At 43.6% G+C, this 26,112-nt stretch carries 16 protein-coding genes; 14 read left to right on the top strand and 2 right to left on the bottom strand.

The genetic code is table 11. The features are described 5' to 3' along the window. The first annotated feature begins 56 nt into the window (after nucleotides 1-56). From K429_RS0117490 to K429_RS0117440, 10 genes are all read left to right on the top strand, one after another. Entirely contained in the window at nucleotides 57-2,201 is a 2,145-nt protein-coding gene (locus K429_RS0117490; protein ID WP_026367744.1) for a hypothetical protein, read from the top strand. A gap of 23 nt (nucleotides 2,202-2,224) precedes the next feature. Continuing rightward, complete coding sequence (locus K429_RS0117485; protein WP_081679812.1) at nucleotides 2,225-3,709, top strand: O-antigen ligase family protein; 1,485 nt, start codon at nucleotides 2,225-2,227, stop codon at nucleotides 3,707-3,709. Between the two features lie 186 nt (nucleotides 3,710-3,895). Next, a complete protein-coding gene (locus K429_RS30340; RefSeq protein ID WP_144430754.1) occupies nucleotides 3,896-5,839 on the top strand; it encodes a hypothetical protein in 1,944 nt (647 codons plus the stop codon). 7 nt (nucleotides 5,840-5,846) lie between these two features. Then, nucleotides 5,847-6,413, top strand: coding sequence for a DUF6705 family protein (locus K429_RS0117470; protein WP_007215308.1), 567 nt, complete (start codon nucleotides 5,847-5,849; stop codon nucleotides 6,411-6,413). A 1,408-nt stretch (nucleotides 6,414-7,821) separates the two neighbouring features. Then, the gene (locus K429_RS0117465) at nucleotides 7,822-8,781 is read left to right on the top strand and encodes an ROK family protein (protein WP_007212507.1); all 960 of its coding nucleotides are present in this window, start codon (nucleotides 7,822-7,824) and stop codon (nucleotides 8,779-8,781) included. A gap of 33 nt (nucleotides 8,782-8,814) precedes the next feature. Then, entirely contained in the window at nucleotides 8,815-9,960 is a 1,146-nt protein-coding gene (locus K429_RS0117460) for a sugar MFS transporter (protein WP_026367740.1), read from the top strand. A 35-nt stretch (nucleotides 9,961-9,995) separates the two neighbouring features. Then, nucleotides 9,996-10,757 carry a sugar isomerase domain-containing protein gene (locus tag K429_RS0117455; RefSeq protein WP_007212505.1) on the top strand — a complete coding sequence of 254 codons (762 nt, stop codon included), beginning with the start codon at nucleotides 9,996-9,998 and terminating at the stop codon, nucleotides 10,755-10,757. Nucleotides 10,758-10,916: 159 nt separating this feature from the next. Further along, complete coding sequence (locus tag K429_RS0117450) at nucleotides 10,917-13,127, top strand: S9 family peptidase (RefSeq protein ID WP_026367739.1); 2,211 nt, start codon at nucleotides 10,917-10,919, stop codon at nucleotides 13,125-13,127. Between the two features lie 106 nt (nucleotides 13,128-13,233). Further along, entirely contained in the window at nucleotides 13,234-14,103 is an 870-nt protein-coding gene (lipA, locus tag K429_RS0117445) for a lipoyl synthase (RefSeq protein WP_026367738.1), read from the top strand. Between the two features lie 57 nt (nucleotides 14,104-14,160). After that, nucleotides 14,161-15,279, top strand: coding sequence for a hypothetical protein (locus K429_RS0117440; RefSeq protein WP_022208786.1), 1,119 nt, complete (start codon nucleotides 14,161-14,163; stop codon nucleotides 15,277-15,279). Here K429_RS0117440 and K429_RS0117435 read toward each other — a convergent pair. Together K429_RS0117435 and K429_RS0117430 are read right to left on the bottom strand one after the other, a co-directional pair. Further along, nucleotides 15,245-15,949: an SAM-dependent methyltransferase gene (locus K429_RS0117435; RefSeq protein WP_007212501.1), complete on the bottom strand. Its 705-nt coding sequence runs from the start codon at nucleotides 15,947-15,949 to the stop codon at nucleotides 15,245-15,247. The genes K429_RS0117440 and K429_RS0117435 overlap by 35 nt on opposite strands. Nucleotides 15,950-16,077: 128 nt before the next feature. After that, nucleotides 16,078-16,935 carry an enoyl-ACP reductase gene (locus K429_RS0117430; protein WP_007212500.1) on the bottom strand — a complete coding sequence of 286 codons (858 nt, stop codon included), beginning with the start codon at nucleotides 16,933-16,935 and terminating at the stop codon, nucleotides 16,078-16,080. Nucleotides 16,936-17,461: 526 nt separating this feature from the next. Here K429_RS0117430 and K429_RS0117425 point away from each other — a divergent pair. The 4 genes from K429_RS0117425 to K429_RS0117410 all read left to right on the top strand — a co-directional run bounded on the left by K429_RS0117425 (nucleotide 17,462) and on the right by K429_RS0117410 (nucleotide 26,020). Next, a complete protein-coding gene (locus tag K429_RS0117425) occupies nucleotides 17,462-19,066 on the top strand; it encodes a glycoside hydrolase family 28 protein (protein ID WP_026367737.1) in 1,605 nt (534 codons plus the stop codon). Nucleotides 19,067-19,087: 21 nt separating this feature from the next. Then, nucleotides 19,088-22,957, top strand: a complete 3,870-nt coding sequence (locus K429_RS0117420) for a family 78 glycoside hydrolase catalytic domain (RefSeq protein ID WP_026367736.1) — start codon at nucleotides 19,088-19,090, stop codon at nucleotides 22,955-22,957. A 93-nt stretch (nucleotides 22,958-23,050) separates the two neighbouring features. After that, a complete protein-coding gene (locus tag K429_RS0117415; RefSeq protein WP_007212495.1) occupies nucleotides 23,051-24,271 on the top strand; it encodes a DUF4861 domain-containing protein in 1,221 nt (406 codons plus the stop codon). Nucleotides 24,272-24,337: 66 nt separating this feature from the next. Then, nucleotides 24,338-26,020, top strand: a complete 1,683-nt coding sequence (locus K429_RS0117410; protein WP_026367735.1) for a glycoside hydrolase 43 family protein — start codon at nucleotides 24,338-24,340, stop codon at nucleotides 26,018-26,020. The last annotated feature ends 92 nt before the right edge of the window (nucleotides 26,021-26,112 follow it).

The raw sequence follows: 26,112 nt of genomic DNA, 5'->3' as shown, positions 1-26,112 counted from the left end.
AGCTTTAGTTCTTATAAAAATAGTTATATTTTTGCAATAATAAAACTCTATTAGTAATGAAATCTAATACCATAAAGTTTATTTGTCAATGGGGAATGATACTATTCATTTTGATATCTTGCGATAGTTACCCTCAAGAAGTCAAAGAGGCATTAGTGTTGGCCGGAAACAATAGTACACAACTGGAGGCTGTATTAAAACATTACAAAAGGAAAGATCGCCAAAAATATAAAGCAGCTTGTTTTTTGATTAGCAATATGCCCTACCACAAAAGTCTAAGTGAAATAATTTTAGATTCTGTCCATCACACTTTTTTTGCTCAAATGGATTCCTTATACCAAAAGAAGGCTTTAAGAGGAGTGAGAAATAAATGGCCCGAATATGATTCGATAGTCAAGCAACTGGTTATGAACTTTAATGAATACCCAGCCCCTTCTAAACACACAGGTACATGCGACATCAAAAACATGAATGCGGATTTTTTGATTGACAATATAGAGTCAGCTTTTAATGAATGGAGAAACAATCCTTTACTTGTGAATTTGAGTTTTGATGATTTCAAAGAAGCCATACTCCCTTATCGTACCGGAAATGAGCATTTGCCTTTCACGAAAACCGCATTAAAAAACAAATATCATCATATACTGTCGCAAAAGGGAATGGAATCCATCCGTACAGTAATAGGAGAGTATATTCAATATATAACAGATTTGCGTATCCTGTATAGAGGCGCTACTCCACAAGGGCATTTAGGTGTTTATGACCTGTATATGAATGAGTTTAAGATGAATTGTTTCAATATTACCACATGGAGTTGCAATATTCTTAGGGCTTCCGGAATACCCGTTTATTTTGAGTTTACCCCACAATACAGAGACCGCGATAATCCGCATTATTGGTGTGCATCCCCTGACTCTACAAACATTCCCCTGCCTTATACCGTACCAAATAATAATTTAATGGATGATTGGGAGAGCGAATTACAGTATTCGAGCAAGGTATATAGACGGACGTATGGAGCCAATAGGAAAACGCCCTATTTTACTGCACGTCCGGACGAAAGTATTCCGGCTGAGCTGGCTATTCCTACATTACTTGATGTTACATGGAGATATCATCCTACTATTACTTTAAGGGTACCTTTAGACCTATTCATAGATAATAATAATGTCTATTTGTGTACTTTCAATACAAAGACGGAGCTTACAGCTGTGGCCTGGGGTAAGGTTGATTATAAAAAAAGGGAAGCTATTTTTGAACAAGTGCCTATTAATCATCTGTTTTTTCCGGCTTATTATGTCGATGAAGAGTATATATCCTTTTCTACTCCATTCATTTTAACGGCTGATTCTTTAGCTGAAATACCCGAACCTTTTTCGGATAGTAAACCATATAAACCTTTAGATTTAAGGCTGAAAGACGGAAAACTTATAAGCACCTCTTTTTGGAGACAAACGAATAAGCACATTCATCATAAACCAATAAAACCAGATATGCAAAAACAAGATATTCTTGTAACAAGAAAATATCCGATTAAAAGGCATTTAAGTAAGATATACGAAACCATTCGTGGAGGTATTTTAATCGGGTATAATGAAAAGAAGGAAAGTGACACTTTGTATAAATTACCGGTAGTACCCCAACCTTATTTGCAAGAGTTTGAATTTTGTAATAAAAAGAAATATCGCAATTATTCATTTATTGTTCCCGGACATGCCGTCAATATTGCAGAAATGGAGTTTTTAGGGAAAGATATTCCTAAAGAAATATCCATCTCTCCTACTCCCCTTCCCATATTCTCACCATGCGCTTTTAAGAAAGACACGCTGAAAAAGGCTATAGGCACACCTATGCAAACAGGACGTGAACCCTATAGCCCTTTTGATGGAAATCTAGAGACTTATGCAGGGGGAAGCTCTATAGGAATGAATTTCCCGAAACCGATATGCGTAACGCATATCAGGATGGCTCCGCGAAATGCGAACAATATGATTGTAAAAGGGAATCGTTATGAACTTATGTATTATGATTGCAGCTGGAAAAGCGCCGGGAAGCAAGTTGCAAAAGATAATTATCTGATATTTCAGGATGTTCCTTCCAATACGCTATATTGGTTAAAAAACCTAGATCACGGTAAAGAAGAATTGCCTTTCTTTTACAGTGAAGGCGTACAATACTTCATAGACAAAAGTTTCTTATAAATTAACTATAACAGAATAAATAGATGCGCCAATATAGAATAAAATACGTCTGTACCTTATATGACATTCTTGTCCTATGCTTCATACTGTGGTGGATCAGTTCGTCGTTTATATTCAACAGTAGAGTTATATCAAATGAGCAATTAATATATAGTTATACATTATCTGTAGTTTACGTGGCTACCCGTATTTTCCGTTCATCCATATCCGTTCAACGCAGGCTATATATATGTATTGCATTTTTGGGAAGCATCGAGGCCATTATAGGCTGGGGACAATATTGGAACATCATAGAATCCAATCATCCTCTTTTCTCAATTACGGGAACCTTTACCAACCCCGGACCTTACGGTGCTTTTCTTGGAATCGCCTTATTGATACAGATTCATTTTGCATGGCATAAGTATATCGCCAAGCAATATATGAGTCTTTTCATGCTACTGATTGTAGGATTATTAACCGGTAGCATGTTTATTGCCAGCTTTTCAAGAGCCGCTTGGGTGGCATTATTGATAGCGGTATCTTTTTTCTTCTTCCTTTTTCAGAAGAAGCGATATAGATATGCAGGGCTGTTGCTGCTCATCCTATTTTTATTCAGTTCTCCCTTTTTGTATCAATTAAAGAAGCAATCGGCTGATGGCAGATTATTCATTTGGCGTGTGTGTACTGAGTTAATTCAATCCAAGCCTTATACAGGCGGAGGGGCTTCATCATTTGCGGCGCGCTACATGTATGCGCAGGCTGATTTTTTAGAAAAACATCCTAATCATGAATATGCAGCTAAAGCGACCAACAATATATATGCATTTAATGAATACCTGAGAATAGCATGTGAGTATGGGTTGCCAGGCATACTTTTATATGTGACAATATGGTTGCATGGGATATATTGCAAGGCTACGTATTGTGACCGCCTGCGTAAACTGCTTCTGATTTACCTTGCCGTATTCTCACTTTTCTCCTATACATTCCAGGTTCTGCCTCTTGCCGTCTTGTGTATTGTTCTGGGAGCTTTTCAAAACAACAACTCTAAATTCACTTTTTATGCTTTCCCCATGAGGTATTTAGTCATAATGCTATTGCTTATGACAATTATAGCGTGGAGTGGTACCCGATCCTCACAATATGAAAAGAAAGAGATATTGTTTACAGCCAAGCAACTGTATACACAGCAAAATTATGCAGATGCCAAAGAATACTTAGAGAAAGCGGCTTACCTCTCCCCTACTTCCGAAATATTGATGGATTTGGGAAACTCCTATTTCCATCTGCAAAACAATGCAAAGGCGGAGCACTGTTTTCGCATAGCCTGCAACATGGTTCCCGGTCGGATTTTACCTCAATACTATTTATTCCGCTTTTATGCGATAACAATGAGAAATCAGGAAGCTATCACATTGGGCCAGTCTATATTGTTTGGTGATTATCAGTTGGAAGGCAGCATTGCCATGCAAGCCAAAACCCATATAAAAAGATATTTAAGCGACATCCGGATGCAAACTAAATAATTTATCAATCTTAAAAACAAAAAGAAAATGCAAAAAAAACTACCATCTCATTAGGTGCCATTCTCAATATTATTTAGAGAAAGCCCAAAAGGTATTCGAAAATTATTGCTCTTCTACCTCTTTACCTGATTTTATAAAGGAAGGAATGTGCAAACAAATGTAATTAAACAGTATAAAAACATCAAAATGAAAAAGAAAAAACTAATATTTATTTTAGCGCTATTCGCCGCCTTATGGTATTCTTGCTACGACGATCTGCCCGGTTCATGGAAACACAAGCAAGAGGATACCCAGAAAACGGGCGACAATACAATGCGCCTTGATGCGGCGAAGAGGTATTATTCACACATCTCCCAACTAGTTTTGCCACAGACACAGGACAAAATGCATGGACACGAGGCAAATGACAGCACGGATGTGACGAAGGACAGCACTCATATACACACGGACACGTGTCGACATGAGCATACGACGCGAAGCTTGCCGGATGTTCAGGGAAGCAACATCATCCCCCTGTGGAATGAGTATAGAGAATGGTCGGATTCAACATCCAATTATGTAGAAATACCCTTAAATGTCAGTGGAGGAAAATTATGCGCGCATAAAACGATGAAACGAAAGGGGGAAAAAACTATCTTTGAACGCATTAAACCGGAGTGCATGCTTGTGTTCGAACAAAAAATCGGACAAAAGAGCGTAGATTGCTACATGGTTACGCTGATAGGAGAAAAAAGCTATATAAAGAAGCACAAGAAGAAGATGAAGACAATGCGACACCTTCCCGATGACAACGCTTTTACCGGAGTATGGTATAAGTCTTATCTTAGCGGACGTATCAAGTCCGCCTATTATTACACCGATGGAAAGAGAACCCACAAGATTTTCAGAACTACACACCAGCAACAATCCAAGTATTCTAAAGATAATGACTTTCTTTCTGTAAACTTGGTGGATCGGTCCTTATCCACTTATTCCATAGATTGGGAAAATGATGTGTATTATTGCGCATTCTGTGGCATGTACCACACGTATGACGGAGGTGGATGCGAGGTATTAATTGAGTATTGTACGAACTGCGGGCAAAACGTTAATGATTGTTCCTGCTGTTATTATTGTGGAAATAATCCATGTACCTGCAATGTTTGTTTCATATGTGGAAACGATCCATGTATTTGCGATATATGTCCCACTTGTGGATACAATCCATGCATTTGCTGTTTCAATTGTGGCAATTATCCTTGCACTTGTTGTCCCGTTTGCGGCTATTCTTCATGCGTTTGTTGTCCCGTTTGTGGCGATTTTCCTTGCACATGCTATGACGGGAATACAGATCCAGACAATCCGGACGATTGCAACGGTCCTAAATGCTCAGAATGTGGAGGACTGATTATGGATGGCATAGCTACAAGGGCGAGTGCTTCTTGTCCGATATGTCCAGGACATCCATGCGCTGTTTGTGGTAGCAGGCATTGCAACGAAGTGCATATAAACGACCCTTGTAGCAAATCGCAGCTATTATCGGGAGATGCGGCTTTTAGAAATAAGGTGGACTTATTCTTCGACAATAACCAGACCAGCCAGATTGAAGACGGGTGGTTAAAGACTAATACGGGTGAATATATCAGCCCGAGCAATAGAACAGGAACATCCCTCAGCTATGATTATAGCGGGCAGGTTGCAGGCAAACTTATAACGGAACACTACCACTGTCATCCCGCCATAACTGGTCAAAGCTGTATAACATCACTGAGTGATTTACAAAAAATGGCCTTTTATTATCAAAGGGGAAACATTGATGTAGACAACTATAGTTTTGGGGTGATTTCCGGTATTGGATGTCTGAGCATTATTATTACTTCGGAAGAATTATTTGCAGTATTTGCTGATAGAGTTTTTGATGAAAACAGGAATGCGGATGAAGGTATCAAGGATGCTTGGAAAGATAAAGTAACAGATGTAAAATTCGGTACTGCGGAAGAAAGCATAGGAAAATTAATTCGATTTCTCGACAGTACCGAGGCGGGAGTATCTGTAATGTTTCGACCAATGTCACCCACTAATAAGAGCGACAACTGGACCACTAAAATAGTCGATAAGAATGATCAATATACTAATAATAATTGTAATTAGAAATAACATGAAAAGAATCAATTTAATCTTGTGCTTCATTCTAATGAATGTTGCCATTTGGGCTCAAAAGGTAGATGGAGCCGGAAATAACATAGACCCCTATGTAGGAACATGGGTTTACCAATCGAATGATACGATTTTCAAGATCGTTTTTCAGAAAGGTAGAAAAATTTCACGATACGCTGAAACCCATGGTCTTTACGGCGGATATTATCTTTCCGTAAAAGGAGAAGTGCTTGAAGACTACATGGGACCTTTACCTACATGTTGGAATCTGAAAATTTCCACTACCCGTCCGGACAATATGTATATTTGGGCACCTAATAGTAATGCTTATGACAAGTCAAAGGTTCCTACTATGGGAATATCTTTTTATGATAAGCGTAAGAAGCATTTCAATGGTAGAGGGATCTCCGGAGGATACATTAAATTGTTATCTCCGGAAAAGCTTCTTTGGCATTTAGATGAGAAAGAAGGAATTTGGTGGGAAGTAGAAGGCAGAGATGATATCGAAGAAGTACTGCCTATCGGATTTTCCGTACCGGAGCACGCAATATTAACAAAAGAAAAGTAGCGACACACATTATGGTAATTGATGGATATGATTTTATTCATCAATTACCTTTTTGAACTGCTTATCTAAGTAATGCTAAAAAAATAAGTTGGTACGAAATATGTCACAAATAAAAGTAACTTGGCCCCCCTCCGGCTCTCCTATTATCGGGGGAGACAATTCCCGGGAGGAAAAGGATTGAGATAGTATTATTCATCATTTAGCTCATATCTTTTCACTTCATACGGGATGACAACTCTTCTAATTCCCGAAAAAAGATATTCATGATCGGAAAAAGTATTAGAATCCGTCTCTATTTTTGTAAAGTCAATGGAAAAACCTTATATTCTCTGCTTACAGGAAGTCAAGAGTTTGTAAACAGGAAGTTAACTTCTTGTCGACAAGCTCTTAACTTCTTGCCGACAGAAAATGCGCTTCTTGTAATTCTCTAATAATCAATGATTAAGAATTGGCCTAAAAGAGTTGTTTTGTAATTATAGTTGTCCTGTATTTTATGTGCCCCTTCTGCTTTTCATGTCCCTTCTGCTTTGCATCCCTTTCTGCTTTGCATCCACTCTTGCTTTACGCTTCCCTCTGCTTTGCATCCCCTCTTACTTGCTCTTACATAACGCTTTCTTTACCTTCAGATGCTTTAATTCTGTGTGCCTACATCTGTGGTTTACGTGCTTCACAATTGTAGGCATGCTGCTTCACCTATGTGAAGCACTTGAACCACATACGTGGACATGCTAAAACATCGCTTGTCAGCGGAAGAAACATGGAGTGTAAGCAGAAGGAACATGGGTGGTTAGTGAAAGAAATACAGGCCGGATGAAGCAAGATTATGACGTGTACTGAACGGACGAAGGCGTATATCAAGCAAAAAGCGGCATACCTTCCATGCTTTTCTTCATAAAAAGGCATAAAAATAGCAGGTAACCAAACTGCCATTTTGAACATCTCACATGACGTATCCAACAGATTATGAGTGACATATATACATATATCACTTGGTGTAGGCAAATTTGCCTACACTTCTTTTTATTTGCTGCCACCACCGCTCTAACCCCGATGAATAAGGCGATGCAAGATATGAGTGCAAGCGTGCATGTAAAAGTATGTGTAAACTTATAGGTAGGCACTTTAAACTCCATTGCTATAACTCACATATCCGCCTAACTATTCCGAGCAAAACGTTAACGAACATAAAATCATTTATTTTACACTGCATTAAAAAAAGTTTCATCTATTGATATTAAGCAAGATAGAATACAAACATCGCATATCAAGACGAATCTATTAAATATATTTTAGTGATCAGCAACATGTTTTACACACATTTCCTTCAATAAATAAGCATGGAAAACGAAATTAATTCATAGCTTTGCCTAAAACCTTGATAGATCAACCTATAAATACTATAAATACCATGGCTACCATCGCTCTCGACATAGGCGGCACCAAAATAGCAAGCGCTATATTCCTCCCTGACGGAAGTATGTTGTTCAACCGAAAGCGTCTGCTGAAAGGAAGAACGGGACACGAAGTAGGCAAACTTGCCGCAGAAATCCTCGCTAAACTCCTGACTGTTGCCCGCAGAAGCCGTATCCAGATTGACGGTGTCGGTATATGTGTCCCCGGCATTGTCTATTCGCAGACGGGACGTGTATGGGCCCCGAACATCCCCGGCTGGGAAAACTACCCGCTACAAGAAGTACTCCGTACCGTAACGGCACCGGATATAGAAATCTACATCGACAGCGACCGTACTTGCTATATGTATGGAGAAATGTGGCAGGGAGCAGCCAAAGATTGCCATAGTGCAGTATTCATTGCCGTAGGAACCGGTATAGGTGCAGGAATCATTATCGACGGACACGTGTTGCACGGTGCAAGCGACATCATCGGTGCTACCGGCTGGATGGCACTGCAACCTCCCTATAAAGAAGAATACGATGCCTGCGGTTGTTTCGAATATTATGCCTCGGGAAATGGTATCGGAGCCAGAGTGCGGGATGCAGTCCGTGCAAATAAAGCTTATAAGGGACGCTTACGTCAAAAACCTATCTGCCGCATTTCCGCTTATGATGTATTCAGCGCATACAATGAGGAAGATCCGATTGCAGTTTCCGTACTGCACAAAGCCATAGAAATGTGGGGAATGGCCTCTGCCAACTTTGTCAGCCTGCTGAATCCGCAAAAGATAATCTGGGGTGGAGGTGTATTCGGCCCTGCCGGTATCTTCATAGATGATATCTACAAAGAAGCCTGTAAATGGGCGCAACCGCTCAGTATCAAGCAGGTGGAATTTGTAGCCTCTCAATTGTCCGGTAATGCCGGACTGATAGGAGCTGCTTTTCTCGCTATTAAAAAGCACCTGTACGAGTAATCTGACCACCTTATCATTTTTATTAATAAGAATATGAGTAGTTACAACAAGAATCTGGTTTTCACGGCTGCGTGCATCGGTATGTGCTTCTTTGGCATTTCGATGATCACCCTGGGCTCGGTACTACCGTCCCTCACCACCAAACTGGGTTTGGACAATCTCCAAGCCACCGCACTGGTGACGTTCCTGCCTCTCGGTTTATTGGGAGGCTCCCTGTTGTTCGGCCCTATTGTAGATCGCTTCGGACACAAAGCGTTACTGCTGCTCAGTTGTCTGGTCGTGTTGCTCGGACTGGAAGGAATTGCTTTCTTTACAAGTATCCCATTGTTGCAACTTTCCATTATCGGAATCGGCCTGGGAGGAGGGATTCTGAACGGTGAAACAAATGCTTTAGTAGCTGATATTTCCGACGAAGCGGAGAAAGGTTCACGCCTTAGTCTGTTGGGTGCATTCTATGGTATCGGTGCGCTGGGGATTCCTGTATTACTCAGTTTCCTGTCCGGATATTATTCTTTTGAAATTATACTGCAAGGCACGGGTGTTGTAATGTTGGCAGGTATCCTGTTCTGTCTCGGTGTACGCTTCCCCGCACCCAAACAGCCGCAAGGATTCCCAATCAAAGAAGGGCTGGGGTTATTAAAAGAAAGTAGCTTATTATTACTCAGTTTTATCCTCTTTTTCCAAAGCGGTATCGAAGGTGTATGCAACAACTGGACCACACTCTACCTGGGACAAACCACCAACATCCCCGAAAACCGGGCGCTCATGGCACTGACTTGCATGGTGGCCGGACTGACTGTTGCCCGTCTGTTGCTGGTAGTTCTCTTCAAAAAGATAAAACAGGAAACTGTTCTTTGCGCCAGCCTGATTACGGCCGCAATAGGTTTTGCACTGCTGACTTTTTCACCGGACTTTGCACGTGCTGCCATAGGTATGGTGCTTGTCGGTGCAGGACTGGCATCTACTTTCCCCGTCATACTCAGCATTGTCGGCAGCCGGTACGCTTCTCTGTCGGGAACGGCATTCAGTGTGGCCCTTGTTATAGCTCTGATCGGACAGACATTACTGAACAGCCTCACGGGAATTATCTCGCAAGGATACAGTATCGTTGTGTATCCTTATATGATGATTGCCTCCCTGCTCATCATGCTTCTATTGTTTAAACGCTCACTCAAATAAAAGAAATTATTTACCCCCTAAAAATCAAAAAAATTATGTTAGCACTTGAATGGTTAAAAAACGCGCATGGCATCATGGAAAAACTGGAAGCCACGCAATTGGAGAATATCAAAAAGGCAGCCACTGCTATGGCAGATTCCATCGAAGCCGGCCGTTGGGTACACACGTTCGGATGTGGTCACGCAACAATTCCCGTTGAAGAGATGTATCCTCGTATCGGTAGTTTTGTAGGTTTTCACCCACTGTGCGAACTTCCGCTGACATTCTTTACACAAATCATCGGCCAAATGGGTATCCATCAATTCCTGTTTCTGGAAAGAACAGAGGGTTACGGACAGGCAATCATGAAGAATTATGATTTCGATTCCAAAGATTGCATCTGGATTTTCTCTCACACAGGGATCAATGCAGTAAACATCGACATGGCACTGGAAGCTAAGAAGCGCGGTATGAAAGTAATCGTTTACGGCTCAGCCGGAGAAACTGGCGACAAAGCAAGCCGTCATTCCAGCGGTAAGAACCTGTTCCAACTTGCCGATATCATAGTGGACTCCTGCGTGCCTTTGGTAGATGCTTCCGTACCTTTGAAGAATCACTTCGACAAGGTGGGACCATTGTCAACCCTGAGTTTCGTTACTATGGTATGGATGACCATCACTACCGTTGCCGAAATTCTGGCAGATCGCGGCGTACATCTGTATATCCATCCGTCACATAACGTACCGGGCGACACAACTGCTCACGAACGCCTGGATGCAGCTATTGCCGAATATCAAAAGAAAGTAAAAATCCTCTAACCAAAAGAAGCCCCAATCATCATTTATGAGTGACGGTAGCCCGCCTTAGCTTTGCCCCCACAAAGCTGGACGGGCTTTTTACAATTAGGAAACATAATTTATCTACACTTTTTCAGTTTTTATCCCTATATTTGCCCTCTAAAGAAATCAAACAGGATTATGAAACAGATAAGTATTGCAATTCTTCTTTGCCTCTGCACATTGGCAGGCTTTGCACAAGGCGGTCAGCCTCTTGATTTAAAAGATATTGTATCAGGTAAATTCCGCGCTGAAAATATTTACGGAGTCATTCCCATTCCCGGAGACGGGGAACACTATTCGCAAATGAATGCGGAAGGAACGCAGATCATCAAATACTCTTTCAAGACAGGAAAACAGGTAGAAGTATTGTTCGATGCTGCTACTGCACGCGAATGTCCGTTTAAGACGTTTGACAGCTACAGTTTTTCACCTGACGGCAGCAAATTGCTTATTGCTACAGAACAGACTCCGATTTATCGCCGCTCTTATACAGCTATACATTATATATATAGTCTGAAGCGAAATGTCAACGGAGAAATCAATAACATAGTAGAAAAGCTTTCAGATGGCGGCCCGCAGCAAGCACCTGTATTTTCACCGGACGGAACAATGGTTGCATTTGTACGGGATAATAATATCTATCTTGTGAAGTTTCTCTACGGAAACAGCGAAAGCCAGGTTACAGAAGACGGCAAACGTAATGCCGTTTTGAACGGTATTCCCGACTGGGTATATGAAGAAGAATTCTCTTTCAACCGTGCTCTGGAGTTCAGTGCCGACAGCAAGATGCTGGCTTATATCCGCTTTGACGAGACGGAAGTACCCTCTTACAGCTTCCCCGTTTTTGCAGGAAGCAATCCCCATATCACAGCTTTTGAGAAGTATCCGGGAGATTATACCTATAAATATCCCAAAACAGGAGAAGCAAATTCAAAGGTCAGTGTACATACCTTCGATATCAAATCGAAAGTAACCCGCAAGATGCAGGTGCCCTTGGATGCTGACGGGTACATCCCACGTATCCGTTTCACACAAGATCCTAACAAACTGGCCATTATCACCTTAAACCGCCATCAGAATCGTCTTGACATGTATTTCGGTGATCCGCGTTCTACTGTTTGCAAACAGGTTCTGCGTGACGAAAGTGATGCTTATATCAAAGAAGGCGTATTCGATAATATCATTTTCTATCCGGAAAACTTCAGCTTCGTGAGCGAAAAGAGTGGTTACAATCATCTGTACTGGTACAGCATGGGTGGAAATCTGATTAAACAGGTTACCAGCGGAAACTATGAAGTAAAAGAATTCCTGGGCTGGGACGCTGAAGATAACAGTTTCTATTATATCAGTAATGAGGAAAGCCCGCTGCGCCAGGCCGTATACCAAATTGACCGCAAGGGAAAGAAAACCAAACTTTCTTCTCAACCGGGTCTCAACAGTGCACAGTTCAGTACGAACATGAAATACTACATGAATCGTTATTCAAACCTGAATACTCCCACTGTCATTACTCTAAATGATAATACAGGTAAAGTATTGAGTACGCTTGTTACGAATGATAATCTGAAACAGACTTTGTCCAAATACAGTGTACCCCAGAAAGAGTTCTTCACTTTCAAGACCGGAGATGGTGTAAGTCTGAACGGTTGGATGATGAAGCCTGTGAATTTCTCCGCATCCAAGAAATACCCTGTACTTCTGTATCAATACAGCGGACCCGGTTCACAACAGGTACTGGACACATGGAGCATCAGTTGGGAAACCTATATGGCCAGTCGTGGTTTTATCGTGGTCTGTGTAGACGGACGTGGAACCGGCGGACGTGGTGCAGACTTCGAAAAATGCACTTACCTGAATCTTGGCGTGAAAGAGGCGAAAGACCAGGTTGCAACAGCCCAATATATGGGTAGCCAGCCGTATGTAGACAAAAACCGTATCGGTATCTGGGGCTGGAGTTATGGCGGATACATGACCATCATGAGTATGAGTGAGGGAACGCCCGTATTCAAGGCCGGAGTTGCAGTAGCAGCCGTCACTGACTGGAATTACTACGACACAATTTATGGCGAACGCTTCATGCGCACTCCCAAAGAGAATGCTGAAGGATATAAAGGCTCTTCCGCTTTCACCCGGGCAGACAAATTGCATGGCAATTTATTGCTGGTACATGGAATGGCGGATGACAATGTTCATTTCCAAAACTGTGCAGAATATGCAGAACATCTGGTACAGTTGAACAAGCAATTCGATATGCAACTCTATACAAACCGCAACCACGGTATCTATGGCGGAAACACCCGTTATCACCTGTATACGAAGCTAACGAATTTCTTTGAAAAAAATCTTTAAGATCATAAAGTTCACCACAGATTACACAGATTAACACAGATAAAAAAGAGAAATAAAGAAATCTGTGTTAATCTGTGTAATCTGTGGTGAACAATAAATCAATATCATGAAAGACAGAATACGCAAACCCGAATGGCTCAAAATAAGTATTGGAGCCAATGAACGGTATACCGAAACCAAACGTATAGTTGAATCTCACTGCCTGCATACCATTTGCAGTAGCGGACGTTGCCCTAATATGGGAGAATGTTGGGGTAAAGGTACTGCCACCTTCATGATAGGCGGTGACATCTGTACCCGTTGCTGCAAATTCTGTAATACACAGACAGGCAAGCCGCTTCCATTAGATATGGAAGAGCCTACCCATGTAGCGGAATCCATAGCCTTGATGAAACTATCCCATGCTGTCATCACCTCCGTAGACCGGGATGATCTACCGGATCTCGGCGCTGCACATTGGGCATGCACCATACGCGAAATCAAACGCCTCAATCCGGAAACTACCATCGAGGTTCTGATCCCCGACTTTCAAGGAAGAAAAGAATTAGTATCCCAAGTTATTGAAGCACAACCGGAAATTATCTCCCACAATATGGAAACGGTGAAACGCATCACTCCACTGGTACGTAGTGCAGCCCGCTACGAAACAAGTCTGGAAGTAATACGCCAGATAGCCGACAGCGGAATCACAGCAAAATCAGGAATCATGGTAGGATTAGGCGAAACTCCGGAAGAAGTGGAAGAACTGATGGATGACTTGCACCGTGCAGGATGTCAAATCCTGACCATCGGACAGTACTTGCAACCTTCACATAAACATTACCCTGTGGCAGAATACGTTACTCCCGCACAATTCGCTTCTTACAAAGAAACCGGTCTGACAAAAGGATTCGATCAGGTAGAAAGTGCACCTTTGGTGCGTTCTTCTTATCATGCCGAAAAACAGGTACAGTTTTACAAAAAAGAAACGAAGTAAAAACCAATTGCTCTACTTATTTGTTATCTATGAGATAACGACAGAATAAAGTTTGCAATGTCAAAAAGAGGAGTTCTATCATCTAAGTTTAATATGTCTTTGGGATTTATCCCGGTTATCGTATCTATTATATTGTGCGAATTTATAACCCAAGACATTTCCATCTACATTGGTGCAGGTGTAGGGGCCCTTTATAGTTTATATACCTTATGGGGAAAAGGAGCAAGAATCCCCAACTTCCTACTTTATTGCACTACCGGAATGCTCTTGCTTTTGAGTCTGACCACTTTAATCTTCGGTGATTGCAGTTCCCGCGAAATGTTTCCACTGACATTGGAGATCAGTACACTCATACCCGTAGTCATTATCTTCCTGAACAGGAAAAGATTTCTCGCTCACCAGATTTCCCAGTCACAGAAATGTTGCAAACAACTTTTTGCGCAAGGGGCAGAGTCTGCCATTGTAACAACACGGGTAGTTGTCATCATCGCTTTTCTTCATTTCCTGGGAGTCTTCATCACAATTCTGTTACCCGGTCCCTTAAGTGAAACTTCCAGGGATGTTTTATTCCGGTATTGTCCGCCAGCTGTATTTATTCTGAGTATATTATTCAATCAGTTCGGAATCCTCTATTTCAATCAAGTGATGGAGCACACAGCTTTCGTGCCCATTGTTAATACCAAAGGGGATGTGATCGGCAGAAGCCTGGCAGTGGATGCTATCAACAAGAAAAATGAATATATCAATCCGGTAGTCCGTATCGCTGTATCTCACAACGGTATGTTGTATCTTCGTCCACGCCCCCAACGCTGTATTCTCGACCGGGGGAAGACTGATATACCCATGGAATGTTACCTTTTATATGGAGAAACTCTGGAACAAGGCATCGTCCGGCTTGTGAGACAAGCTTTTCCACAAGCACCGATACAAGATTTACAGTTCAATATCATGTATCACTTTGAGAATAAAGTGACGAACCGGCTGATCTATCTTTTCATTCTTGATGTAGAAGACGACAATCTTCTACGGGACAAGCAGGTAAAAGACGGAAAGCTTTGGACTTTCCAGCAAATAGAGCATAATTTAGGCAAGAACTTTTTCAGCTGCTGCTTTGAAAACGAATATGAGCACCTGAAAGATGTTATTTGTACAAGAGAAAAATACAAGGAATTTTAGAAAGATCGGGCACTTTTCCCTGCCACTCCTTCACTGTCTTGGTTTTGATATATTCTCCCTCACACGTAATGTTCGCAGCAATACAGAGTTTGGTTTGCGGACGACAATTTTGCAAGATGTCTTCCACCATTTTATTATTACGGTAAGGTGTTTCAATGAATAGTTGAGTCTGGTGTTCGGCATAAACCCGCTGCTCCAGAGTCCTTATTTTTTTGGCACGCTCGCCCGGCTCAATAGGAAGGTAACCGTGGAAAGCAAAACTTTGCCCGTTGAAGCCTGAACCCATGACAGAAAGAATAATTGAAGAAGGTCCCACCAAGGGCACTACTTTCAGATTCTTCCGTTGAGCAATCGCCACTACATCCGCTCCCGGGTCAGCGACTGCCGGACAGCCGGCTTCGGAAATCACTCCCATAGACAATCCCGCCATCAACGGTTTCAGATATCCCGAAATATCTTCAGGTGATGTATGCTTGTTCAGCGGGTAAAAAGTCAGTGTATCAATATCTATTTCCCGGTCCACCTTCTTCAGAAAGCGGCGTGCAGAACGCACATCCTCTACTATGAAGTGACTAATCCCAAGTATGATCTCCTTATTATAAGAAGGCAACACCGTTTCAATCGGTGTATCACCCAAAGTGACGGGCAAAAGATAAAGAGCTGTTTCCACGTTGATAAGTGATAAGTTATTAGTGATAAGTGATAAATGAAAAAAGTTAGTGATGAGCGGTTCATTTTGCTATGCCATTATACTGCATAGCCACTAATCACTCATCACTAACCGTTAATCACTATATATTACCCATAGATAATGTTTCCATTCTCATCCATATATTCATCCAGTCCTTTTTCGTAAGTAGCCATGGCACGCAAGCTCATACCCACGCTGGAGAAACCACCGTCATGGAATAAGTTCTGCATGGTTACCTTACGGGTCAGGTCGGAGAACATTACGATGCAATAATCAGCACATTCGTCAGCTGAAGCATTGCCCAGCGGAGACATGCGGTTGGCAAAATCGAACAGCTTATCCATCCCCTTCACACCGGAACCGGCAGTAGTCATAGTCGGAGACTGTGAAATGGTATTGACACGTACATTATGTTCGCGGCCATAGATATAACCGAAGCTACGTGCAATGGATTCCAGCAAAGCTTTTGCATCTGCCATATCATTGTATCCATAGAATGTACGTTGTGCAGCCACATAACTCAATGCAAGGATTGAACCGTAATCGGCAATTGCATTCAGCTTTTTGGCAGCCTGTATCATCTTATGGAAAGACACTGCGGAAATATCGAGCGTCTTGCCCAGCATATCATAATCCAAATCATCATATGTACGTTTCTTGCGAACATTCGGAGACATACCAATGGAGTGAAGCACAAAGTCAATCGGTCCGCCCAAAACTTCCATGGAGCGTTTGAATACATTTTCCAAATCTTCTACGCTGGTTGCGTCAGCGGGGATAACTTCACATTTCAATTTATCTGCCAGTGCGGAAACTTCGCCCATGCGAACTGCTACCGGAGTGTTTGATAAGGTGATCGTTGCACCTTCTTCTACTGCTTTTTCAGCTACTTTCCAGGCAATGGACTGCTCATTCAGAGCACCGAAAATAATGCCTCTTTTTCCTTTCAACAAATTGTAACTCATACCTATAATATTAAAGTTGACGGGTATCTAATAAACAAATCAACAAGGGAATTGCTCTTATTGTTCGCCTCCTCATCAACTTGCATCTTATCACCACGTTTACTATTTTGAGGCTGCAAAGATAGCGCAAATTGAACGCATAGCAAAATAAGCTTGCTTATTTTTGCTTTGCTGAAATGCCGCCTATCTTATTTAAAGATATGAACTTTCTGCATAAAAAGCCCGTAAGTGTGCAAAGAAAAGGACAAAACCACAAAAAATCCACCTAAACCAACAAATTGTGCACATGGTTTTAGCTAAAGCCCGATACATTTGCAACCGGTAATTAAGAGGTTTTTTCATAATATTTATTTAAGGTTAGAATTAGGTTAACATGAATCATTTATTATTTCTTTCGCAGGCCACTCGGGAGAGCCGCTTGCGGGAGGATAATAAAAAAGGAAAGAAAATGAGAAGTTGAAGAAGCCTGTTAGTTAACAACGAATAACTGATAACTAATAACTTATAACTAAATATAGTATCACGGATGAACACATTTATCAAAAAACTATGGGTGCTTGTTGCACTGGCCCTTCCGTTGTTACCTGCACAAAGTACGGTAAATGCCCAAAACGGAAATTATATAGATGAAAGTATCTATGAGAATTTACCCTTCAATATGCCGAAAGTGGAACAACCCGCTTTTCCGGATTATACAGTCAATATTGTAGATTTTGGCGCTAAAGGAGATGGTATCGTACTGAATACCAAAGCTATCAACGACGCTATAAAGGCAGTAAATACCAAAGGCGGCGGTAAAGTAATTATTCCCGAAGGCTTGTGGCTGACCGGCCCTATCGAGTTGCTGAGCAACGTCAATCTATATACTGAAATGAACGCCCTGGTATTGTTCACAGATGATTTCGAGGCTTATCCTATTATTAAAACATCTTTTGAGGGTTTGGATACGCGCCGTTGCCAATCTCCTATTTCAGCATGGAATGCTGAGAATATAGCGATTACGGGACATGGTGTATTCGATGGTTCAGGTGATAGCTGGCGTCCGGTAAAAAAAGGCAAACTGACTGCGGGCCAATGGAGTAGCCTGGTAAGTTCAGGAGGTGTAGTCGATGCATCCGGTAGCATCTGGTATCCCACTGCCGGTGCACTGAAAGGCGCTATGGCTACTAAAGATTTCAATAACCCGGAAGGCATTAATACGGACGAGGAATGGAATGAAATCCGCCCGTGGTTGCGTCCCGTATTGCTGAATATCGTTAAGAGTAAAAAAGTATTATTGGAAGGTGTAACTTTCAAGAACTCTCCCAGCTGGTGCCTGCACCCGTTGTCATGCGAGCATATCACGATTCACAATGTGAAAGTTTTCAACCCTTGGTACTCCCAGAATGGTGATGCACTGGACTTGGAATCTTGCAAGAACGCGTTGATTGTCAACAACATATTCGATGCCGGTGACGATGCTATCTGTATCAAATCGGGAAAAGATGAAGACGGTCGCAGACGCGGCGAACCTTGCCAGAATGTGATTGTAAAAAATAACACCGTATTGCACGGCCACGGTGGTTTCGTAGTAGGTAGCGAAATGTCGGGTGGCGTAAAGAACGTCTATGTAACCGACTGTACTTTCCTGGGTACGGATGTAGGTTTACGCTTCAAGAGTACCCGCGGACGTGGCGGTGTAGTAGAAGGTATCTATATTCACAACATCAATATGATTGATATCCCGCACGAAGCCTTGCTGTTCGACTTGTTCTATGGCGGTAAAGGTGCCGGTGAAGAAACGGAAGATGACTTGGAAGGCAGAATGAAATCATCCGTTCCTCCTGTAACGGAAAAAACTCCCGCTTTCCGTGATATCCACATCACAAATGTGACTTGCAGAAGCGTAGGACGTGCCATGTTCTTCAATGGACTGCCTGAAATGCCTATCCGTAATGTACACGTAAAGGATGTAGTTATTACGGACGCCAAGCAAGGTATCGTTATCAGCCAGGCTGAAAATGTTTCTATAGAGAACGTGAAAATAGATACCAAAGGCACAGCATTGCAGGTGAAGCAAGCCAAAGACCTGAAAGTAAACGGGAAAACTTATAATAATTCGGCAACCAAAGCTTTGAATATCGATTTATAAGGTATATAATACCGCTGGTGTATGAAGAAAAAAGTAATCATACTGATCGCTCTGTGTTGTCTGTTTATCCAAGCAGCACAGAGCGATACTCTTTCCATAACAGACCTTCGCACGGAACAACTGACTAATCCTTTAGGTCTGGATACCCCTCAACCGCGTTTCAGCTGGCGGCTCCAAAGCGGGCAACGCAATGTGATGCAGACAACTTACCGCCTGTTCGTTGCGTCCTCCCCGGAACTTCTAAGCAAGAATCGGGCAGACGTGTGGGATTCAGGCGAGGTACGCTCTGATGCGTCCATTTGGATAAGCTACCAAGGTCCCTCTTTACAACCCAACAAGCGCTATTATTGGAAAGTACAGGTAACAACCGGTACAGGTGAGAGCGCCTGGAGCGAACCTGCTTTCTGGGGAATGGGACTGATGGGAGAAACACGTTGGAAAGGACGTTGGATTGGTATGGACAGACCTATGCCCTGGGATAGTGAAACCATGTTTTCACGTCTGTCCGCCCGGTATGTACGCAAAGAATTCAAACTCAGCAAAGCAATAAAAGAGGCAACCCTGCACATCAGCGGACTCGGAGTTTACGAATGCCTCATCAACGGCGAACGGGTCGGTGACCTTGTACTGGCTCCCGCTCCTACCGACTACCGGAAAACCGTACTTTACAACAGCTATGATGTAACAAGTCTGCTTCGCTCACAGGCGGATAATGCCATAGGTATTACGCTCGGAAACGGACGATACCACTTCATGCGCCAGAACTACCGTACTTATAAAATCCATAACTTCGGCTATCCAAAAGTCCGGATGAACCTGATCGTAGAGTATACGGACGGCAGCCGGGAAACGATTGCCACAGATACGAACTGGAAACTGACAGCCGACGGTCCCATCCGCAGTAACAATGAGTTTGACGGTGAGGAATACGATGCCCGGAAAGAATTAGGAAGTTGGTCGGAAACCGGCTATGACGACAGTAGCTGGTTGCAGGCGGAACGCGTTTCCATACCTTCGGGATATCTGCGCGGACAAACCATACCGGGTATCAAGGTAGTGGAGAAGATCAATCCCCGAACCATCCGTAAATCGGCCAATGGCTATATCCTCGACATGGGACAGAACATGGTAGGCTGGCTGCGCATCCGGGTAAAAGGAAATGCGGGCGACTCAGTACGCCTGCGCTTTGCAGAAACCCTGCAACCGGATGGAGAACTATACACCGCCAACTTACGGTCAGCCAAAGTAACCGACCTTTATATCCTGAAAGGAGAGGGCATTGAAGAGTGGGCTCCCCGCTTTGTATATCATGGCTTCCGCTATGTAGAAGTCAGCGAATTTCCAGGTACTCCTACCCTTACCAACTTTACAGGCGAAGTTGTAAATGACGACATGCCTCTCACCGGAACATTTGAATGTGATAATCCTATCCTGAACCAATTAGTGAAAAATGCCTTCTGGGGAATTCGTGGTAATTATAAAGGAATACCGCTCGACTGTCCCCAGCGTGATGAACGCCAGCCTTGGCTGGGCGATCATACCAACGGCGCACTAGGTGAAAGTTTCTTGATGGAAAACGGTCCGCTTTATGCTAAGTGGATGGACGATATCCGCGATGCGCAACGGGAAGACGGATGCATACCCGATGTAGTGCCGGCCTATTATTACTACTATACAGACAACGTGACCTGGCCGTCAACCTTCATTTTCATCAGTAATATGCTGTATGAACAATATGGAAATCCGGGAACCATCTGCAAGCATTATCCCGCCATGAAGCAATGGATGGAGCACATCCGCACAGAGTTCATGAACCAATCGCATATCATCACCCGCGACCGTTACGGCGATTGGTGTCTTCCGCCCGAATCTCCCGAATTAATACATTCGAAAGACCCGGCCCGCATTACCGATGGTAAACTGATAGCAACCGCCTATTACTACAAGCTGCTGCAATATATGATAAAGTTTGCACAGCTTCAGTTAGATATGCCCCACACTCCGGATATTGCCGGACAGCTGCACCACCAGCAGTTAGCTGAGGATATTCAGGAATATCAGGAACTGGCAGAACACGTAAAAGAAGGTTTCAACAAAACCTTCTGGAATCAGGAAAAACAATATTACAGCAATAATACCGTTACAGCCAACCTTCTCCCACTGGCATTCGACATGGTACCGGATACGGAAAAAGAAACCGTTGCCCGGCAAATCATTCATAAAACGGTAGACTATTACAATGCCACCATTCAATGCGGAGTTATTGGCGTACAATGGCTGATGCGCGAGCTTGTAAGAATGGGACGCACAGATGTAGCATACGTTCTGGCTACCCATACCAAATATCCCGGATGGGGATACATGGCAGCCAACGGAGCTACCACCATCTGGGAGTTATGGAACGGGAACACAGCTGATCCGGCCATGAACAGCGGTAACCACGTCATGTTACTGGGTGATTTCCTCCCCTATTGCTATCAACATCTGGCAGGTATCCGGAATGCAGCTCCCGGTTTCAAGGAAATCCAGATGAAACCTGCTTTCGAACTGGAAGAAGTAGGATTTATTCGTGCTTCTCACATTACACCTTATGGCAAAGTAACAAGTAACTGGTCACAAACAGCTACCGGGTATTCCTGGGAAATCAGTGTACCTGCCAATAGTACGGCTACTATATGGCTGCCCAATGCGGATACCTCCGCCCTCACCGAAAACGGAAAGCCATTGAAGCAATCCGAAGGTTTACAAATACTCCGCCAGGAAGACGGATACACAGTTTGTAAGATAGGTTCGGGGAAGTATAACTTCCATATTAAAAAGAACATATCATACGGAAAAGGAAGAAAAGGCCTGCTGGAGGATGACTTTATCTGTCGGAAGCCTTCCTTCCCGGAGAGCCATGCGGCTACTATTGTAGAAGGACGTCGCGGAATAGTGGCAGCCTGGTTCGGGGGAACCAAAGAGAAGAATCCCGATTGTTGCATTTGGGTTAGCCGCAAGACAAAAACAGGCTGGACAGAACCACAAATGGTTGCGGACGGTGTATTGGACGGAACCAAATACGCCTGCTGGAATCCCGTACTGACCGAAACACCGAAAGGAGAACTACAGCTTTATTATAAAATAGGTGTGAACGTAGCCGGATGGAGTGGTCATGTCGTTACTTCAAAAGACGGTGGAAAAACATGGAGCAAATCCCGGGCACTTCCCGAAGGCTTCCTTGGTCCCATCAAAAACAAGCCTGTATGGATCGGCAAGCGAATGATCTGCCCCAGCAGTACGGAAGATGAGAACGGTTGGCGGATTCATTTCGAAATCAGCGATGATGAAGGAAAGACCTGGCGAAAGATTGGTCCTATAACTGCTTCCGAAATTGTGGAAACAGATCAGGTGAAGTTCAGTAATCAGAAGCATAAAACCATACAAGTGATACAGCCCACCATCCTGACACATAAAGACGGAAAGTTACAAGCTTTATGCCGTACCCAGAACAACGGCTCCGTTGCTACCACCTGGAGTGAAGACAACGGAGAAAGCTGGAGTCCGGTAACATTCATTGACTTGCCCAACAACAATTCCGGCATTGATGGAATCACGCTGAAAGACGGGCGGCACTTGCTGGTATACAACCACTATCGCTACATCAAAGGAAAACGGAAAGAACGTACTCCCATCAATGTAGCAATCAGTGACGACGGTATGCATTGGAAAGCGGCCGTGGTATTAGAAGATTCGCCGATCAACCAATATTCATACCCCTCAGTCATTCAGGGCAAAGACGGAAAGGTACACATTGTTTATACCTGGAGGAGACAGCGCATCAAGTATGCCTGCCTCGATCCCCAACAGGTAAAAGTCACCTCTTTTGAGGAAGCCGGTTGGAAGGAATAACTCACAAAGGCGACAGTATTTATATCAAAATGGAAAAGGAATTACGGTAGGTTTGCACTACTTTTGTAGCAAATTAGTTATATATTTAAAACCATGAAGAAGAATATCTTTACAGTATTGCTATTATTGTGCGGTCTTTCTGTCACAGCAGAAGCACAAGAAACCCAAAAGAGTTTCAAGGTGGAAGTAAGTAACACCTGGAACAAGGCAAAAGCAGACGAACCGGTAGTAATCAAACTCAGTGAAATCAATCCACAGTTCCGGGTACGTTCGGCAGTAGTCATGAACGGAAGCGAAGAAATACCTTCGCAACTGGATGATCTGAATGGCGACCTCCGTCCGGATGAACTTGCATTTGTCATCGACCTGCCTGCCAAGAGCAAGAAAACAGTGACCGTCACTCTGTCTTCCGCCAAAAGCGACAAGACTTATCCTGCCCGTGTATATGCCGAGATGCTGGTAAGCGACAAGCGAGGCAAGCATGTCCCCGTACATTCGGTAACCATTCCGGGAACCAGTAACATCTACAATCAGATGCATCACCACGGTCCGGCTTTCGAATCTGAACTGGTGGCTTATCGCCTGTACTTTGACAAGAAGCAAACAGTCGACATCTATGGCAAATTCAATAAAGGCTTTGAAATCAAAGAATCACAGTTCTATCCCACCGACGAACAACTGGCACGTGGCTTCGGAGACGATGTCCTGTTAGTAGGCGGCAGCTGCGGTTTAGGTGCGCTGAAAGGCTGGGACGGCAAGAAATCCACTCATATCGAACCTGTATCCACGCTTACCGAGCGCATCATTGCCTACGGTCCGGTACGCACCATCGCCGAAATAGAAGTGACAGACTGGCAATATCAAGGTTCGGAACTACGCATGACGAACCGCTACACCCTCTACGGCGGACACCGCGATGTGTTTGTAGAAACCTTCTTTGAAGAACCGTTGAAAGACGAAATCTTCTGTACCGGTGTAATAGACATCAAAGGCTCTGTATCTTACTCCGACCACAAAGGCCTGATAGGTTGCTGGGGAACGGACTGGCCCGTAAACGACACCGTGAAGTACGCTAAAGAAACCGTAGGACTGGGCACATACATTCCGCAAAAGTACGTAAAGGCCGAAGTGAAAGACAAGGCTAATTACCTGTACACCATCGGTGCCAAAGGCAGCAAATATTTCACCCACAATATCACATTCACTTCCATGAAAGAAACCTTCGGCTATAAAACTCCCGAAGCATGGTTCGCCTATATCCGCGAATGGAAAGAAGAACTGGAACATCCGGCAGTGGTGAAAGTGATGAAGTGATAGGGTGATAAAGTGACATTCGTAACCAATCACTAATAACTAATCACTAATAACTAAAAACGTATCATGAAAGCAAGAAAGACCTTGATGAGTCTATGCCTGTTGCTCGCCCTTCCGCTGGCAGCACAGCAGAAAAATTATGTTTCCGAGGTATGGGTAGCCGACCAGGGAAACGGTAAGTACAAGAACCCGGTACTCTATGCAGACTATTCCGACCCGGATGCCTGCCGTGTAGGAGATGATTACTACATGACATCTTCCAGTTTCAACTGTTTGCCCGGATTGCAGATACTCCACTCCAAAGATTTGGTGAACTGGACTATCATTGGCGCTGCCGTACCTTACGCTCTGTCCCCAATAGAAACTCCCGAACGTCCTGAACATGGTAACCGCGTATGGGCACCTGCCATCCGCCATCACAACGGTGAGTTTTACATCTTCTGGGGAGATCCCGATCAAGGTGCTTTCATGGTAAAAGCCAAAGATCCGAAAGGACCGTGGACTGAGCCTGTACTGGTGAAACCGGGTAAAGGCATCATCGACACTTGTCCGCTTTGGGACGAGGACGGCAAAGTGTATATGGTACATGCCTACGCAGGTAGCCGTGCCGAGCTGAAGAGCGTAATCACCATTTGCGAACTGAATGCTGAAGCTACCAAGGCCATCACTCCGTCACGTATCGTATTTGACGGACATGAGGCGCACCAGACCTGTGAAGGACCAAAATTCTACAAACGTAACGGATATTACTACATCTTCCATCCGGCAGGTGGTGTACCTACAGGTTGGCAGGTAGTGCTCCGTTCGAAGAATGTATACGGACCGTACGAATGGAAAACCGTGCTTGCACAAGGTAATAGCCCTGTGAATGGCCCTCACCAAGGTGCATGGGTAGATACCCCAACCGGAGAAGACTGGTTCTTCCACTTCCAGGATGTAGGCGCTTATGGCCGACTGGTACATCTGCAACCCATGAAATGGGTGAATGACTGGCCCGTAATCGGTATCGACAAAGACGGTGACGGTTGTGGTGAACCTGTAATGACTTACAAGAAACCGAACGTAGGTAAGACCTATCCCATCTGCACTCCGCAGGAAAGTGACGAGTTCGACGGTTATACTTTGTCTCCTCAATGGCAGTGGCATGCCAATATCAACGAGAAGTGGGCATACTACGCAGGAGACCAAAGCATCGTACGCCTGTATTCTTACCCGGTAGTGAAAGAATACAAGAATCTGTTCGATGTTGCCAATCTGCTGTTACAGAAGGCTCCGGCCCCCAACTTCACTGCTACCATGAAACTGACTTTCAAGCCGGTAGATAAATATAAAGGCGAACGTACCGGATTGGTAGTGATGGGTATGGACTATGCCGGACTGATCCTGGAGAATACAGACAAAGGGCTGGTTCTCTCGCAAGTATCCTGTCTGAAGGCAGACAAAGGCACACCGGAACAAGTAAACGGTACGGTAGACCTGACAGACAACACCATCTATCTGAAAGTAAAATTCAGCAGCGATGCCAACAAAAAGATTTCAAAGAGTGAAGGCGGACATGATCTGCTGGTTATGTGTGACTTCAGTTATAGTCTTGATGGAAAGAAATACCAGCCTCTTGGCAAGTCATTCCAGGCTAAAGAAGGAAAATGGATCGGTGTCAAGGTAGGTACTTTCTGTACCCGTCCTGCAATTACTACCAATGACGGTGGTTGGGCAGATGTAGACTGGTTCCGCATTACGAAGAAATAAGATATTTCTAAGCGTGCAAGTTACGCTATAATACAGAGCCTCCGGATGTATAAGTGTATGACATCCGGGGGCTTTTTTTGCTCATAACGGTA

Origin of the sequence: Bacteroides sp. 14(A), from assembly GCF_000526555.1 — a bacterium.
GTDB lineage: Bacteria > Bacteroidota > Bacteroidia > Bacteroidales > Bacteroidaceae > Bacteroides > Bacteroides cellulosilyticus.
The sequence above is the reverse complement of the archived record's forward strand: the minus strand, read 5'-3'. Positions and strand labels throughout refer to the sequence as shown.